This is a genomic window from Hymenobacter lucidus (genome assembly GCF_020447265.1).
Classification (GTDB): Bacteria; Bacteroidota; Bacteroidia; order Cytophagales; family Hymenobacteraceae; genus Hymenobacter; species Hymenobacter lucidus.
On record NZ_JAJADR010000002.1, the window covers coordinates 755,523 to 772,094 of the forward strand.

The following is a 16,572-nucleotide window of genomic DNA, read 5'->3' on the forward strand; positions in this document are numbered from 1 at the left end:
TAGAGACGATAATTACCTGTAAAGGTACTCGGTATGAGCCATGTAAAACTCCACCCGGCTACAAAATCCGAGTGAGCATGCGCTATGCACATTGCCTGTGCCATTCCTGCTATAGTACCAAATCCTACCCGCCACCTAGCCGCCGCCGAGCTGAGACCTTCCCGCCATCTACCCCCCGCCAGTACGTTAGCCCGGCTCTGGCTACCATCCCCAATAAATCCAACTAACCATCCGGCTCCGGCCCAACTTTTTGCGGCAGTCCCGCCGGGCACAGTATCTTTACCCGCCCATTCCCCGCGCCGTATGTCCCCTACCCTCATCCTGAGCCTGATTGCCGGCTACTTCACCATTCTTATCGTCATTGCCCTGCTCACCTCGCGCAAGGCTACCAGCGCCAGCTTCTTCGTGGCCAACCGCAACGTGCCCTGGTACATGGTGGCCTTCGCCATGATTGGCACCTCGCTGTCGGGCGTCTCGTTCATTTCGGTGCCGGGCATGGTGCAGGATAAAGCCTGGAGCTACATGGCCGTCGTTATGGGCTATCTGGTGGGCTACCTTGTTATCGGCCTGGTGCTGCTGCCGCTCTACTACCGGCTCAATCTGGTGTCGATTTACACCTACCTCGAGCAGCGTTTCGGCTTCTGGAGCTACAAGACCGGCGCGGCGCTGTTCCTTATTTCCCGGGCCATCGGGGCGGCCCTGCGCCTCTACGTGGTAGCCGGCGTGCTGCAGGTGGCCGTGTTTGATGATCTGGGCGTACCCTTCGCCGTGACGGTGGCCGTGAGCATTCTGCTGATTTACCTCTACACCTTCCGGGGCGGCCTGAAAACCATTCTCTGGACCGATACTTTCCAGACCCTGGCCATGCTCACCTCGGTGGGCATTTCAGTGTATCTGATTTCGAATGAGCTGAACCTGGGCTTCAAACAGGTTATTCAGACCGTGAGTCAGTCGGAGATGTCGCGGGTGTTTTTCTGGGAATGGACCGACTCGCGCAAGTTCTGGACGCAGTTCATTTCCGGCATGTTCATCACCATCGTCATGACCGGCCTCGACCAGGATTTGATGCAGAAAAACCTGAGCTGCCGCTCCCTCAAGGATGCCCAGAAGAACATGTTCTGGTTTGCCCTCATTCTGGTACCCGTCAATGTGCTGTTCCTGTCCTTGGGCGTGCTGCTCTACCAATACGCCGCCGCCAAGGGCATTACGCTACCCGTCAACGCGGCCGGCAAGGTCATCGGCGACGACGTATTTCCGCTGCTGGCCACCGAGCACTTCTCCATCTTCGCCGGCATCGTCTTCATCCTGGGCATCATTGCCGTCACCTACTCCTCCGCCGACTCGGCCCTGACGGCCCTCACCACCTCCTTCTGCGTCGATTTCCTGACCATCGGCAACTACCCCGAAAACCGGCAGCGCGTATTGCGCCAGCGCACCCACCTCATGTTCACAGTGGTGCTGGTTGTCATCATCCTGATTTTTCGGCTCATGAACGACCAGAGTTTGATTTCGGCCGTCTTCAAAGCCGCCGGCTACACCTACGGGCCGCTGCTGGGCCTCTTCAGCTTCGGCATCTTCACCCGGCGCCAGCTCCTCGACAAGTACGTGCCCTGGATGTGCGTCTGGCCGCCCGTGTTCTGCTACATTCTCAACGCCAACTCCAAGGCCTGGCTGGGCGGCTACGAGTTCGGGTTTGAGATTTTGCTGGTTAATGGCCTACTCACCTTCGTGGGGCTGCTGGCCATTTCGCGCCAGCCCGTTGCCGAATTGAACCCTGCCTAGCGCATAGTGTTTAGGAAGAGCCCGGGCGCTTGGGGTTTCCCTGCGTACCTTTGCGCGGTCCGAGTGGGGCCTGCGCGGGTTTAGTGCGGGCCGTTTCTCCTCGTGTTGCTTTCTTCCATGAAACATCTTCTCTTCATCTTCCTGCTCGTAGGTTTGGCCCTGCAGGCCCGGGCCCAGCAGCCGGCCAAGGCACCCACGGTACTGAAGCCCGGCCGGATGCAGGCCCAGGCCCGCCCCGCCGCCAACCGGCCCGACGTGCCACCGCAGTTTCCGGGCGGGGCCCAGGCCCTGAGCGAGTTTTTTCAGCAGCAGATAAAGTATCCGGAGGCCGCGCGCGTCAATAAGATTACGGGCAGCGTACTAACGGCTTTTACCATCGACACTGATGGCCGCGTGAGCAGCCCCAGCGTGGTCAAAAGGCTCAGCCCCGAGTGTGATGCCGAAGCCCTGCGCGTGCTTGGTACCATGCCCGCCTGGAAGCCCGCCACCCGCAAAGGCCAGCCCGTAGCTATCCAGGTGCAGCTGCCGGTGCCGTTTGGCGACGCCAGCACGCTGAAAGTGGAAAAGGGCAAAACGAAATTTGAGTAAGAATTAGGAATTGGTGCCTAGTGCTTGGTGCTTAGTTATTGGTGTTTGCGGCTACTATTTGAATATGCAGCACCTTTTCAACTAAGCACCAACGCCCAACAACTAAGCACTAAGTACTAAGCACTAAGTACCCAGAATGGCTAGAAGTGGAATGAATACCAGCGGCACGACCCTTGATCCGGACGTGCCCAAAAAGAAAATAACCAAGGAGAGCTTTCAGCACGGCCTGCGGATTTTCCGCTACGTGCTGCCCTACCGCGTTAAGTTTGTCTTCGGCATGATCCTGCTGGCCTTGTCCAGCGCTACGACCATGGCCTTTCCCTGGGTCATCGGCAAGCTCACCGACACGGCCAACGGCAAGCCTTTTCTGCTGCCCAACGGCCACGTCATTACCATCAACCAGATTGCGCTGGGCCTGTTTGCCGTTATTCTGGTGCAGGGCACTTTTTCGTTTGGTCGCATCTGGCTGTTTACGCAGGTCAGTGAGTTTACCGTGCGCGACATTCGCCAGGCACTCTACCGCAAGTTTGTCACGCTGCCCATTCCTTATTTCGAGAAGCACCGCGTGGGCGCCATCACCTCCCGCATCACGTCGGATGTGGCCATGATTCAGGACTCGTTTTCCCTGACCCTGGCCGAGCTGTTTCGGCAGGTAACCACGCTGATAGTAGGCATCACCTTCATCATGCTGGTGTCGGTGAAGCTCTCGTTGTTTATGCTGCTTACCTTCCCGCCCATCGTGGTGGTGGCCATGATTTTCGGCCGCAAAATCCGGGTATTGGCCAAGCAGACCCAGGAAGAGCTGGCCAAAACGAACGTCATCGTGGAAGAAACCCTGCAGGGCATCAACACGGTGAAGGCGTTTACCAACGAGCAGTTTGAAACCAACCGCTACGGCGCCTCGCTCACCCGTACCGTGCAGGCCGCGTTGCGCAGCAACCTCTACCGCGGCGGCTTCGTGTCGTTTGTCATTATTGGCTTGTTTGGCGGCATCATTATGGTGCTGTGGCGGGCGGCTTCCCTGGTAGCAGCCGGCCAGATGACCATCGGCGACCTGACTTCCTTTGCGCTCTACACCATCTTTATCGGGGCTTCTGTGGGCGGCCTGGGTGAGCTCTATGGCAAGGTGCAAAGCACGCTGGGCGCCTCCGAGCGGATTCTGGAAATCCTCGACGAGCCCTCCGAGCCCACCCACCGGCCCCGCGTGGCCGGCACCGCCCCGCTGCAGGTGCGCGGCGACATCGAGTACCGCAACGTGGCCTTCAGCTACCCTACCCGCCCCGATCTGCCGGTGCTCAAAAACATCGACTTCGACATTCAGGCCGGCGAGAAGATTGCGCTGGTGGGCCCCTCGGGCGCGGGCAAAAGCACCATTGTGCAGTTACTGATGCAGTTTTACGAGCTGAGCGGCGGCAAAATCCTGGTCGATGGGCGCGATATTCAGCTCTACGACCTCACCGAGCTGCGCCGCCATATCGGCATCGTGCCCCAGGAAACGCTGCTCTTTGGCGGCTCCATCCGGGAGAACATTGCCTATGGCAAGCTGGATGCCACCGACGAGGAAATCATGGCGGCGGCGCGCAAGGCCAACGCCTGGCAGTTCATTGCCTCCTTCCCCGAAGGCCTCGACACGCTGGTGGGCGAGCGGGGAGTGAAGCTCTCGGGCGGACAGCGGCAGCGCATTGCCATTGCCCGCGCCATCCTGAAAAACCCGGCCATCCTGCTCCTCGACGAAGCCACCTCGGCCCTCGACTCGGAAAGCGAAAAGCTGGTGCAGGGCGCCATGGACGAGCTGATGCAGAACCGCACCAGCATCATCATTGCCCACCGCCTGAGCACCATCCGCAAAGTCGACAAGATTCTGGTTATCGACGGCGGCCGTATCGTGGAGCAGGGCACCCACGACGAGCTCAGCAACAGTGAAAACGGGCTGTACGCCAATCTGCTGAAGCTGCAGTTTGAGCTGAGCTAAGCGCAGCCAATTTGTGAGTAGAAAGGGCGAAGCATTGCTTCGCCCTTTCTGTTTCTAACGGTTATCTTACTTGCCGAATATGTCCTCTATGCCTTATGCAGACTTTGCCTTACGTCCGTCGTCACCCTATCATGTATTCGCACGGCATGAGCGGTACGGCTGCAATGGCGTTTGTTCTGGTTTTATTCTATATGGCAATAGGCCGGCCTCAGTCTCCTTTTGCAGAGCCTTATTTACAATTGCCTACTGCCACGCGTAATTATATCTGTATCCTACCAGAAGGTTATAGCCTAACTATTTCCATCGACGCAAAAAGCCGAGCTTATATTACTATAAGCGAGCAGGATCTGCAACTGGCAATTGTTCGGCAAATAGCTAAGAAGCATCAGATACGGCTTTCTGCAGCCCAACTTCGGGAGCAACGAAATACCCCATTTCTAAGTCAGGATATCCGACAACTGCCCATGTGGATTCCAGATTCTATACAGGAACGCCAGCAGATAAGCACAGGTATTCCGTCCATTTTGGGGAATGATGAGTTGTCAGAATATATTGCTACCAGTATTTCTGTGACTCGCGCACTATACGGCAGCGCCTTGCATGTCAACCTTCGGGTGGATCGACGCCAATCAACCGCGCGGGTAAAACGCCTGTTTCAGCTGTTGCGCAACCAAGGTATCCACCGAGTCACTCTGCTCGCAGATCAGGAACCGCAACCGTATTCTATATAATTGCTTTAAGTTGCCGACTCTTTCTACCTCCACCCTTTCTGCCCCCATCCAGGTAGCGCCGGCCGCCGTTTCGTTTGCCGACTACCAAGCCATTCACCAGGAGCAGCAGCGGCGGCGCTACCCCGAGCAGCCAGCTTCTAAGTCCGTTGCCTCCGAGTCCTGGAAAATGAAAGCCTGGCGCTGGGTATTGGTGGGGGCCGCTTTGTTTACGGTGTTCTCCCTGGTACGCCCCAAACAGCTGGTCGGGTGGCTCATCCTGTATGCCATTTCTACAGTACTAGGCCTGCTTCATCAGTGGTGGAAATACCGGCAGGCCTACCGCCAACTCCCCGACAAGCAGCAGGCTACCGGCTTTTCCGCCGAGCCGAAAGGCGTTACCGTCACGCAAGCCGGCCGCTCCCGCTTCTTCCGCTGGACTGACTTCTACAGCATTCAGCAGGTACCAGGCTGGGTGTTGCTCTACACCTCCGTAGAGCATTGCTATTACCTGAAGCTGAGCCTAGTGCAGCCCCCGGCTACGGCCGCCGATATTGAACGGCTGCTAGTGGCGCAGGACGTGGCGCCGACTACTGAGTTAGCATAAATTTCTAATTATTTTAGCATTTTCTGCCGGTACAAACCCGTCCATGCGGCGGGTTTTGCTATTTTTACCCCATCAACTTCTCCACAATCACCTTTCCTATGTTCTCTACTTCCTTTCCGAAGTCTTCGCGCGCCCTGGGGGCCACTCTGCTCGTAAGCGGCTTGCTGCTCAGCGGCGCGGCCTCGGCCCAGATTGCCACGCCCGCCGCCAGCCCCAAAAGCACCGTTACCCAGCGCGTGGGCCTCACCGACGTTACCATCACCTATTCGCGCCCCAGCGTGAAAGGCCGCCTGGTGTTCGGCGACTCTACCTCCAAGGCCATCGTGCCGTTTGCCAAGCGCTGGCGCACGGGTGCCAACCAGACTACCACCATCAAGTTTGCGGATGACGTGGTGCTGGAAGGCAAGAAGATTCCGGCCGGCGAATATGGCCTCTACACCATTCCGGGCAAAACCATCTGGACGGTGGTGCTGAGCAAAAACACCAAGCAGGGCGCCGACGTCGACGGCTTCAAGGCGGCTGATGAGGTGGCCCGCATTTCGGCCAAGTCCACCAAGCTGGCCAACAAGGTGGAAACCTTCACCATCAATTTCTCGGACCTCACGCCTTCTACCGCCAACGTAGACATGCAGTGGGAACTGACCAGCGCCAAGTTTAAAATCACGACCGACGTAGACACGAAGGTTATGGCCCAGATTGACGAGAAAGTGGTGAAAGGCACCGCGGCTACGGCCAACGACTACGCCGCCGCCGCCGTCTACTACTACGACAACGACAAGGACCTGAAGCAGGCGTTGAGCTGGATTCAGAAGGCCAACGAGAAGGACGCCAAGTTCTGGAACGTGCACACCGAGGCTAAAATCCGGATGAAGATGAAGGACTACAAAGGCGCCACCACGGCTGCCGAGCAGTCGAAGAAGCTGGCCGTAGAAGCTAAAAACGCCGATTACGCCAAGATGAACGACGAGCTGATTGCCCAGGCCAAGAAAGCCAAGTAGGTTGTAATATGCTGATGTGAGGAATGTGCTGATGTGCTAATGCTCCGCCTGTCATTGCGGGCGAAGCGCGGCAATCCGTCCTCTGCGCAGTAAGACGCTCCCTTTTACCGGAAAGCCCTTTATTCCAGCCGGAGTAAAGGGCTTTTTATTGTAGCGCGAAGTTCCACTTCGCGTTGCATCATTTCGGCGTCCGGGTTTGTCAGTGAAGGCAGCGCAACACATTTCAGAGGACGGATTGCTTCGCGCTGCTCGCAAGGACAATAGATTCGCAATGACACGGCGGCCTGCTACACCGGGCGGGCTACGGCTCGGGCTGGTTCGGGGCTGGTTTTCTGGCTGAGCAGGGCCAGCAGCATCACGAGGGCGCAGCCGATGATGTTGTACCAGAGGTAGGCAATATCGGTGGTGAAGAAGAGCAGGAAGATGAGCAGCTGGGTAGCAATGGCGGCCCGGAACACGGCCCGGCTACCGATATTCTTCATGAAAAAGGCCACCACGAATATACCCAGAATGGTGCCGTAGAAGATGGAGCCCAGGATGTTGACGGCCTGAATCAGGTTTTCGAGGCGGGCGGCGAAGAGGGCGAAGCCGATACCCAGCACGCCCCAGCCGATGGTAGCCCAGCGCGAGGCCCGCACGCAGTGCAGCTCGCCCAGATGGGGGCGCGAGGGTTTATAGAGGTCAATGATGGTGGTGCTGGCCAGGGCGTTGAGGCCGGCGGCGGCGGAGCTCATAGCGGCGCTGAGCACTACCGCAATCAGCAGGCCAACGAGGCCGTGGGGCATGTAGCGCAGCACGAAGGAGAGGAAGATGTAGTCCGTGTCCTTGGCTTCGGCGGTGGGCGCTGCCTGCCGCAGGAAGGTCTGAGTTTCGGTGCGCAGGCCGCGGGTGGCCGCTTCAGTAGTTTGCAGGTGGGTGCGGGCGGCAGCAATCAGCACTGCGTTTTCGGTTTGCAGGGCCTCTACCAGCTCGGTGGTGGCTTCGCGCCGGGCCAGAAACAGCGTGGTCTGGCGCTTCTCCAGCTCGTGCAGCCCCCGGGCGTACTGGGGGCTTTGGGCAATTTGCTCGCGCACGGGAATATTGAAGGTGAGCGGGGGCTGGTTGAACTGGTAGAACACGAACAGCAGCACCCCGATAAGCAGGATGCCGAACTGCATGGGCACTTTCACGAGGCCGTTCATGAGCAGGCCCAGGCGGCTTTCGGTAGTGCTTTGGCCGGATAGGTAGCGCTGCACCTGGCTTTGGTCGGTGCCGAAGTACGAGAGGGCCAGGAACAGGCCGCCGGTCATGCCGGTCCAGAAATTGTAGCGGTCCTTGGGGTCGAAGTGGAAGTCGATGAGGTTCATCTTGCCGTGGAAGCCGGCTACCTGTACGGCTTCGGTGAAGCCCACACCAGCAGGCAGGTAATGTACCAGCAGGTAGCCGGCCACCACCATGCCGGTGAAGATGACGGCCACCTGCCACTGCTGGGTAACGGCTACGGCCCGGGTGCCGCCGGCCACAGTATAGCTAATCATCAGCCCGCCAATAAGCCAGACGGTAAAACTCACGTTCCAGCCCAGAATGGCCGATAGTACCAGCGCCGGCGCGTAGAGCGAGAGGCCGTTGCTCAGGCCGCGCTGCACCAGAAACAGCACGGCGGCCAGGGTGCGGGTGCGGCGGTCGAAGCGGGTTTCGAGGTATTCGTAGGCCGTAAATACCTGGAGGCGCTGGTAGATGGGCACGGCCACGGCGGCAATGAGCACCATGGCCAGGGGCAGGCCGAAGTAGAACTGAATGAAGCGCATCCCGTCGTCGTAGGCCTGGCCGGGGGTGCTGAGGAAGGTGACGGCCGAGGCCTGGGTGGCAATGATGCTCAGGCCGATGCCCCACCAGCCAGCCTGCCGGTTGCCGAGCAGGTAGGCGTCGAGGGTGTGGCTGCCCCGGGTGCGCCAAGTGCCGTAGCCCACGATGAAGAGCAGGGTGCCGCCGAGTACGAGCCAGTCGAGCAGACTCATGCGAAGGTGCGGGTCAGGATCAGGAACAAAACCAGCTCGGCGGCCAGGGCAGCCATTACCAGGGCATACCAGGCCCGCCAGGAGTCGAGCAGCGGGGGTTTATCGGTTTCGGGGGCGGCGGGCAAGGGGCGGTTGAATTAGTGGGCGGATTGGAACGGCAAGATAGCGCGAGGCGGCGGAACCTCCCCCTGCCCCCTCGCCCTGAGAGAGGGAGAGCCTGACGAGTGTCAACGCGAAAAAGGCACTGGGTTCAGGCTGTCGGATAGCTGTGTGGCGGGGTGCAGGAATAGGCTGATCCTTTGCAGGAGATACGTGGCGGAGTGCGGCAGATATCTGGCGCCATGCAGGAGATGTCTGACGCAGTGCAGGAGCTATGTGGCACAGTGCAGCAGATATCTGTCAGGTGGTAGGTGAAGGCTGACGGGCAGTAGGCACTATGTGGCGGGTGGCAGGTGAAGGCTGATGGGGTGTGGAGACGCGTATTTGCGTTTCAATCGTTGCTGACGGTGTTGGTAACGGGGTTATTCAGGCGCGGGCCGTTCAACGACGAGACCCAAGTATGCGTCTCTACATCGGGTGGGCGGGGTCAATCGTTGCTTATTGCCACTTACAGACGCTGATTTTGGGGCAGCGCTGCTTGGGGGCCGGCAATGGCGGGCAGCCGGGCGAGTTGGCTGGCCAGAAAGGTGAAGAGCACGACGAGCCAGACGGAGAACAGCACATCGGAGAGGTAGTGCATATCGAGCACCAGGCGGCCCAGGCCGATGAGTACGGGCACGATCAGCAGGGGCCGTAAGCGCGGGAAAGCCAGCACTAACGGTAAAAACAGGCTGAAGAACGTAGCGGTATGGGCGCTGGGAAAAGACCCTGTGTGCGGGTGGTGAGGGTAGTTGAAGCCCAAACCGGGGTAGCCAGGGTTAAATAAGGCGGCGGGGCGCAGGCGGTTTAGCACACCTTTGAGCACGTTGGACGTGGGCACGCTGGCCAGGTGAACTAGCAGCAGCACGAGAAACACATTGGCCTGCGGCAGCTTCAGCAGCCACCGGCCCACGACGTAACTGATGCCCAATCCCAGAAACAGGGCCGGGATTTTGAACAGGCGGGCCCGAAGCGTGGCTTCGTAGATGAGTTCAGCGGCACCGGTGAAGCTGCCGAAAAAGGGCTGCCAGGCAGCGCAGTGCTGGTGGATGAAGCGGGCCAGGGGCTGGTCGAGCCAGAGGATGAGCAGCAGGCAGGCGGGCAACAGCCCGGCCGTGAGACGCAGAAACTGGCGGGGTGTGAGTAGCGCGGGGCTAGGGAACATGGATGGGCGTGAGGGTGGCGGTGAAGCTACGCTATTGCGCTGGGCAAACCCGGATGAGTTGGTGGTTTGTTCCTTCTGGTTGAGTTTCGTGGTTGGCTATGCTTTTTACAAAAAGCCCTCTTCTGTTATCACGGAAGAGGGCTTTTTGGATCAATAGGCAGGCTACCGTACCCGATGGGGTTCTAGCTCACGGCTCACTTCACGATTAGCGGCCCGTTATACTGTGTTATAGCACCGTTAGATGGAGCGCGGCGGTTAGTGCTAATTAGGGGCACAACTTTATGTGCTGATTCTAATCCATTTAACCAAGCTATATACTGTTACAAAAGCCATGAATCCGATGAGAATGAAGCTAGATATTAGCTCTCCTTTTTGACTCATGCCCGGCTGAATAAATACAGTCGGATATTTGGACAAATGAAGCCGTTTCGTAGACTTCAGATTTTACACATAAGCCCTATACTCCCGGTCAATCTGCGCTGTATATTCTTGCTGTTGGTACAGGAAATGCAAGGAGTAAAAATACCGTTTTCCTTGATTGTGTTCAGCAACGCGTAGTACATCAACGTCGACAAGCTTTCCTGATTGCGCTATTTCCTTGACTTGTATCTCGTTGGCAAGTCCCAACGAGAACATGACAGCCATAAAGCCACATAAGAGAAACATTACTAGCCAAATACTCAGAAAACGCATAAGCAGTTTTTATCGTCTAGCACGAGTGTTATCGGCTAGAGTCATACATCTAGAACTAGCCTTTTAAATAATAAACAGTTTCTTTTTTTGTCATCAAACAAAGAAAGAAACTGTTTATTAAAAAATTACAACACAGAAAACAATTATTCAATAAACACACTTACACCAGCCACCTTCTTACATAAATCAAGAGATAAATTATTACCAGCAAAGGCACAAAGTTGATTTCGATATAATATATTTCGGCAGCATCATTTGAAAATAGTGATCCTATATCAGGAAAATGGCTTTTGAATGACCAAACATCATTTTTGTACGCAATCAAAACTGAAACTACTCGGACTCTGCTTTATACCAACGCAAGGTTAGTCGGCGCGCACTATATCCCATGTATTTGTGCTTCTGTCTTATCTACCCAATGACACCATATTGGTGAGCAGGCGGTAGGCGCCGGGGACGCCGGCGGGCAGCTCGCGGAAAAGCGAAAGGCCGGTGTAGATGTAGTGACCTTTGCCGTAGTCGGCCACGAGGATGGCGCTTTCCTTGGCCGGCTCGCCGGGGTCGTGGCTGCTGATGACCGTCTGGTATTTGGCATCCCACTGGCTGGGGTAGTAGAGGCCCTGCTCCTGCTGCCAGCCTTCGAAGTCCTTGGCGGTGATTTTGTTGGGCGTATTCAGTAGCGGCTGCTTGGGGTTGAGGAAAGTAACGGGGGCATTTTCGACGGTGACCCGGTCGTTGCTGAGCTTCATGGGGTACGGGCCGATTTCGGGCAGCACGGTGCCGCGGTTGACGGTGTACTGGACGATGACGTTGCCACCATTTTCGACGTACTTAAGCAAGTTGGGCTGCAGGGTTTTGAGCCGGTCGAGGGTGTTGTAGGCCCGGATGCCGAGCACCACCGCGTCGAAGCGGCGGAGGTAGTCGGGGGTGAGGTCGTCGGGCTTAAGCAGGGTCACGTTGTAGCCGATCTGGCGCAGCGCGTCGGGCACGTCGTCGCCGGCGCCCATGAGGTAGCCGATTTCCTGGCCCTTACGCTTGAGGTCGAGCTTGACGAGCGGGGCCACGGCTTCAGGAAACAGCGTCTGGGTCGGAATGTGGTTGTACTGGATGGCCTGGTAGCCGCGCGAATACGCCTGGCCGTCCACGGTAGCCACGGCCCGCAGCTCTGATTTGCCCTCGGCCGCGCCGGGGCCGGGCTGCACCCGAAACTGCACGGTTTGCTCGGCGTCTTTGGCAGCGAGGTCGAAGGGAATACTGGCGGGCTCGGCTTTCCAGCCGGCGGGCAGCGTGAGGGCCAGGGTGCCTTTCACGCCGGCCTTCCCGGCGCGCAACGTCACGGGGACGGTTTTGGGCAAGTTATCGGCGAAGACGTAGGCGTGGCCGCCGATGTTGACGGCCACGGGTGGCACTACAGTGAGCGGGCGGTACTTCTCCCCTTCTACCGGGTCGGTGCTTTTGTATTGGACGGGGACGGTGTAGGTCACATATTCGCCCTGCACTTTGGCTTGCACCTCAACGGCCAGATACCCCGGTGTTTCCGCATTGCCAACTAGCTGCTGCTGAATAATGACCCGTTGATTTTCTTTCCCAGTGGACTGTAGTGCCTTGTTAGCCGCAGTTGGCTCCGCCTGTGGTATCATTATCTGAGCTGGCACGGCGTACATACCCACCGTACCTGGCTCCCGTAACCAATAAGGCTGCGAGGCAGGCACCTGGGCATTTAGCGGCACATTCAGAGGCAGAGCTAGCGTTTGTCCGGCCAGCAAATCTTTATTTACCGGGTTAGCTGTACCGAAGCCGTTGGCGCCGATACTCACTACGCCCACCGATACCGAAGAGCGGTTCAGAGCCGTAATGGTTATTGGCAACGTTTGCCCCGACGCAACACTCGGCTCAGCAACTGTTGCTTCTAAGAATAAGCCCGTGCAGGCCTGAATGAGTTGTTCGAGCTGTTCGCGTTTTGTTTCTATCCAGAAGTAATCGGCTTGTTTGGTTCGGTTCGCTCCATAAATGCCCCCCCAGCCAGCCATTTTTTCCCTAACGGCCAACAGCCCGGCGACACTAGCCGACGGATTAGCCGGGTCATACTTGCGAATCACTTCGTCAATCATCTTTCCCACGGCCGCGCCATCCTTGAGTCGGTTCCAGCTTTGGTCGATGCCTTCAAAGGGGTCTTTGTTGGCCTTGTCGCCTTTTACCTGTTGTAGGTACTCCAGCGCCTCGCCGCGGGTGGCGGCCGAGCCGAATCCCTGGCTTTTGTGCTGGGAGCGGCTGCGGGCGGCAATTTCGCCGTAGCTCTGGCCCAGCAGCGGGTTGTAGCCGCCGGCATCGAGCTTAAGGTAGCCGTCCATGTTTTCGCCGGGCTTCACGAAAAAGGAGCCGGTGTTCCAGAACAGGCGCTTGGGCTGCCACACCTGCACGTACTGCAGCTGCTCGGGGAAACGCTTGGAGTCCCCGGCGGCGTCGAAGGCTTCGGCGGCCAGAATGGCGGAGGCCGTGTGGTGGCCGTGGCCGGCGCGGGCGTCGGGCGGGAAGCGGGTGATGAGCACGTCGGGCCGGCGCTGCCGGATCACCCAGACCATATCGGCCAGCACCTGCTCCTTGTTCCAGATGGTGAAGGTTTCCTCGGCGGTTTTGGAGAAGCCGAAGTCGTTGGCGCGGGTAAAGAACTGCCGGCCGCCGTCGATGCGACGGGCCGCCAGCAGCTCTTGGGTACGAATCACGCCGAGCTGCTCGCGCAGTTCGGGGCCAATGAGGTTCTGGCCCCCGTCGCCGCGGGTGCAGCTCAGGTAGCCGGTTTCGAGCAGGCGGCCGTTGGCCATGTAGGCAATCAGGCGGGTGTTTTCATCGTCGGGATGAGCGGCCATGTACATGACCGAGCCCAGCACGTTGAGCTTTTTGAGGCCCAGCAGGATTTCCGAGGAGGTGTAGGTTTTCGGAGCCTGGGCGTGGGCGGCGGGCAGCAGGGTGCCGCAGGCCAGCAGCAAAGCCGTGGCGTAACGGGCAGCAGAAAAGGAAAAGAAGCGCATAAGCGAACAAACCGGATTAGGGCCGTGAAGTTAGTAGACAGCCGTTTCGCGCCGAGGCGAATTTTAGCCGGAGGCCAGGTGGCCAGCGGTTTTGCGGGCCGCTCCGGCACGTTGCCCGTGGGCTGGCTCGGCTGGCGGCCCGCACCACAAGAGCTGCGCAGCCGAGGCTGCCGGGTGCTTAAATAGTGGATATCTGGCCGCTGTCGATGATTTTCCAGCCCTGGGCAGTTCGTTCGTAGATAAAGATGGAGTCCCAGCCGATGCTTTGCTGAGCCTGGCCGCGCACGATAAGCACGTAGCGGCCACTGGCCGAAAACAGGGGCAGACTGGCGTAGCTCACGAAGCGGTCTTGCTGCGGCCCGCGGTTCCACTCGGCTATGGCCGCGCTGATTTCCTGGCGCTGGGCCGGGGTGATGAATTGCACCTGCCGGGCCCGGGCGGGGCTGAGCGTATCGGCGGTGCTGCGCACAAACACGAACTGCCCCAGCAGCTTCGGCTGCCACGCAAAGCGGCGTTGTGCGGCGGTATCCAAGGTTAGGATCTGCTGTCGGAACTCGCGCAGCACGGCCGGGGGCGTGTTGAGAAAAACGGCTGGCCGAATAGCAGGGTCGGCACTGTCGGGCGGGGCCAGCTTGGCGACAATGTCGGCATCAAGACTGTAGGTACGGGCGTAGAAAAAGTAGCCCCCGTCGCTGCGCACGTCGTAGTGGTCCCGAAAGGAAATACGAATGGTTTGCCGCAGAAAAGCGTGACAGGAGTCTGAATTGGGCGTGTTCAGCGGCGGCACGGTGGAGGCGGCTGGGACCTCGGGCGGCTGGCTGGGCGAACGGTCGGGGGTGGAACAGGCGGCCAGCAGCAGGACCGGCAGGCTTTTCAGCAGGTTTTTCACGGGTAGCGGAGGGCCCATACGGGTCAAGGCGGGCCGGAAGATAAATTTTTCGGCCGCAGCAGAGCTGGGAACTGGAACATTATTCAGCAGAAAGCGGCAGCTACCAGTAAGTTGCCCAGGAAAAATACTCCGCCAGCTATGCCCCGGCCTATGCGTTGAACGGCTGCCGGGCCGGATATGCCCGTGGCGGGAACATATAGCGGTACGATAATGGTTTGGCACTGAAACCCACCGGCGCGGCAACGGTTTCCGCCAATTGCCGTCAGTGGTTCTATCTTGCCTTTTCCTATCTCTCCCCGACCTATTGCCGCATGAGCTTCATTTCCCGTTTGTTTTTAAATTCTCTGGGGCTGGCGCTGCTGCTGCCGGCCGCTTCCTTCGCCCAAAGTGTATTGGCTCCTACCCCGCCGCCGGCCGCTACCGTGCAGCAATGGACGCACCTCGACCCGCAGAAGGACAAGGTAATGGGCATCAGTACCCAGCGCGCCTACGATGAGCTGCTCAAAACCCGCACCGCCTCTCCCGTCATCGTGGCCGTCATTGATGCCGGCATCGATACCACCCACGAGGATCTGAAGCGGGTGCTGTGGAAAAACCCGCGCGAAATCGTGGGCAACGGCATCGACGACGATAAGAACGGCTACGTGGACGACATTCACGGCTGGAATTTCCTGGGCGGCAAAGACGGCCGCAACGTGGACGTGGACCTGTATGAGGAAACCCGCCTGGTTGCCAAGCTCAAGCCGCTGTACGAGGGTAAAGTCCGGACGGCAGTGCCGGCTGCCAAGCGGGCCGAGTACGACCTTTATCAGAAAGTGAAGAAGGACTTCGCCGAGAAGGTGAAGGAAGAAACCGAGCAGCTGCAAGAATACAAGCCGTTGGCCGAAAACCTGGCGAGCATCAATGAGCAGCTGAAAATGGTGCTGGGCGTAGAGCGCATCGATACTGCTGTGCTGCGCCGCCCACCGGTGAAGAACCCCGATGCCCGTCTTATTGGTCTTACTTCCCAGCTCTACGAAAGCCTGAAATCGTCGGGCCTGCCCGATATGGATGCCGTAGTAAAGCAGGTGCAAGAAGGGACGGTGGAAACCCAGAAGCACCTCGACTTCTCGCTCAACCCGGCCTATAAGCCCCGCGCCATCGTGGGCGACGACGAAGACAATACCAAGGACCGCAATTACGGCAACCCCGACATTACCGGCCCCGATGCGCTGCATGGCACCCACGTGGCCGGCATCATTGCTGCCGACCGCGACAATAGCCTCGGCATTCAGGGCGTGGCCGGCTCTTCGGTGCGCGTGATGGGCGTGCGGGCCGTGCCCAATGGCGACGAGCACGACAAGGACGTAGCCAATGCCATCCGCTACGCCGTGGATAATGGCGCCCAGATCATCAACATGAGCTTCGGCAAGTACTACTCGCCCCACCGCGACGCGGTGGAAGAGGCCATTCGCTACGCCGGCTCCAAGGGCGTGCTGCTGGTACACGCGGCCGGCAACGAGTCGAAGAACGTGGACGTGGTGACGCACTACCCAGCCCCAGCGCCGCTGACTGGCACGGCTTATCCCAACTTTATTACGGTGGGCGCCTCGGGCAGCACCAACGACGCCCAGCTGACGGCCAACTTCTCCAACTACGGCAAGAAAGTCGACGTTTTCGCGCCCGGCGTGGGCATTTACTCCACTATGCCCGGCAGCAAATACGGCAATGAAAGCGGCACCAGCATGGCCGCACCCACCGTGGCCGGCGTAGCAGCAGTGCTCAAGTCGTACTTCCCCCAGCTCACGGCCACTGATTTGAAGCGCATCATCATGCAGTCGGCCGCGCCGGTACATACCAAAGTGCCACAGCCCGGCGACAAGAAAACGGTGGACTTCACCCAGCTTTCGAGCACCGGCGGCGTAGTGAATCTGTATAAAGCCGTGCAGCTGGCCGCCCAGCAAACCCAGAAAGGCAGCAGCTCGGGCCAATAAATCTGAGGTAAACACAACCACAAAAAGAGGCAAC

12 protein-coding genes are annotated in these 16,572 nt (G+C 58.6%); 7 read left to right on the forward strand and 5 right to left on the reverse strand.

Going from position 1 to position 16,572, the window contains the following annotated elements; translation table 11 throughout:
* The first annotated feature begins 303 nt into the window (after positions 1–303).
* The 6 genes from LGH74_RS09980 to LGH74_RS10005 all read left to right on the forward strand — a co-directional run bounded on the left by LGH74_RS09980 (position 304) and on the right by LGH74_RS10005 (position 6,654).
* A complete protein-coding gene (locus LGH74_RS09980) occupies positions 304–1,782 on the forward strand; it encodes a sodium:solute symporter (RefSeq protein WP_226175235.1) in 1,479 nt (492 codons plus the stop codon).
* A gap of 117 nt (positions 1,783–1,899) precedes the next feature.
* On the forward strand, positions 1,900–2,370 hold the full coding sequence (locus tag LGH74_RS09985; RefSeq protein ID WP_226175237.1) for an energy transducer TonB: 471 nt from the start codon (positions 1,900–1,902) through the stop codon (positions 2,368–2,370).
* Between the two features lie 136 nt (positions 2,371–2,506).
* A complete protein-coding gene (locus tag LGH74_RS09990) occupies positions 2,507–4,342 on the forward strand; it encodes an ABC transporter ATP-binding protein (RefSeq protein ID WP_226175239.1) in 1,836 nt (611 codons plus the stop codon).
* Positions 4,343–4,437: 95 nt separating this feature from the next.
* Positions 4,438–5,073 carry a hypothetical protein gene (locus tag LGH74_RS09995; protein ID WP_226175241.1) on the forward strand — a complete coding sequence of 212 codons (636 nt, stop codon included), beginning with the start codon at positions 4,438–4,440 and terminating at the stop codon, positions 5,071–5,073.
* A 10-nt stretch (positions 5,074–5,083) separates the two neighbouring features.
* Entirely contained in the window at positions 5,084–5,656 is a 573-nt protein-coding gene (locus LGH74_RS10000) for a hypothetical protein (RefSeq protein ID WP_226175244.1), read from the forward strand.
* 98 nt (positions 5,657–5,754) lie between these two features.
* Positions 5,755–6,654, forward strand: a complete 900-nt coding sequence (locus LGH74_RS10005; protein ID WP_226175246.1) for a DUF2911 domain-containing protein — start codon at positions 5,755–5,757, stop codon at positions 6,652–6,654.
* 287 nt (positions 6,655–6,941) lie between these two features.
* Here the strand turns inward: LGH74_RS10005 and LGH74_RS10010 are convergent, their stop codons facing one another.
* The 5 genes from LGH74_RS10010 to LGH74_RS10025 form a co-directional block, all read right to left on the reverse strand.
* Positions 6,942–8,651: a sodium:solute symporter family protein gene (locus tag LGH74_RS10010; RefSeq protein WP_226175248.1), complete on the reverse strand. Its 1,710-nt coding sequence runs from the start codon at positions 8,649–8,651 to the stop codon at positions 6,942–6,944.
* The gene (locus LGH74_RS24875; RefSeq protein ID WP_262904583.1) at positions 8,648–8,776 is read right to left on the reverse strand and encodes a hypothetical protein; all 129 of its coding nucleotides are present in this window, start codon (positions 8,774–8,776) and stop codon (positions 8,648–8,650) included. The genes LGH74_RS10010 and LGH74_RS24875 overlap by 4 nt, the downstream gene beginning before the upstream one ends.
* A gap of 482 nt (positions 8,777–9,258) precedes the next feature.
* Positions 9,259–9,954 carry a phosphatase PAP2 family protein gene (locus tag LGH74_RS10015; protein WP_226175249.1) on the reverse strand — a complete coding sequence of 232 codons (696 nt, stop codon included), beginning with the start codon at positions 9,952–9,954 and terminating at the stop codon, positions 9,259–9,261.
* A gap of 1,100 nt (positions 9,955–11,054) precedes the next feature.
* Positions 11,055–13,676 (reverse strand): PIG-L family deacetylase, encoded by a 2,622-nt coding sequence (locus LGH74_RS10020; RefSeq protein WP_226175251.1) that lies wholly within the window; start codon positions 13,674–13,676, stop codon positions 11,055–11,057.
* Between the two features lie 178 nt (positions 13,677–13,854).
* Positions 13,855–14,583, reverse strand: coding sequence for a hypothetical protein (locus tag LGH74_RS10025; RefSeq protein WP_226175253.1), 729 nt, complete (start codon positions 14,581–14,583; stop codon positions 13,855–13,857).
* A gap of 293 nt (positions 14,584–14,876) precedes the next feature.
* Here LGH74_RS10025 and LGH74_RS10030 point away from each other — a divergent pair, with 293 nt between their 5' ends.
* Positions 14,877–16,538, forward strand: a complete 1,662-nt coding sequence (locus LGH74_RS10030; protein WP_226175261.1) for a S8 family peptidase — start codon at positions 14,877–14,879, stop codon at positions 16,536–16,538.
* Positions 16,539–16,572 lie beyond the last annotated feature (34 nt).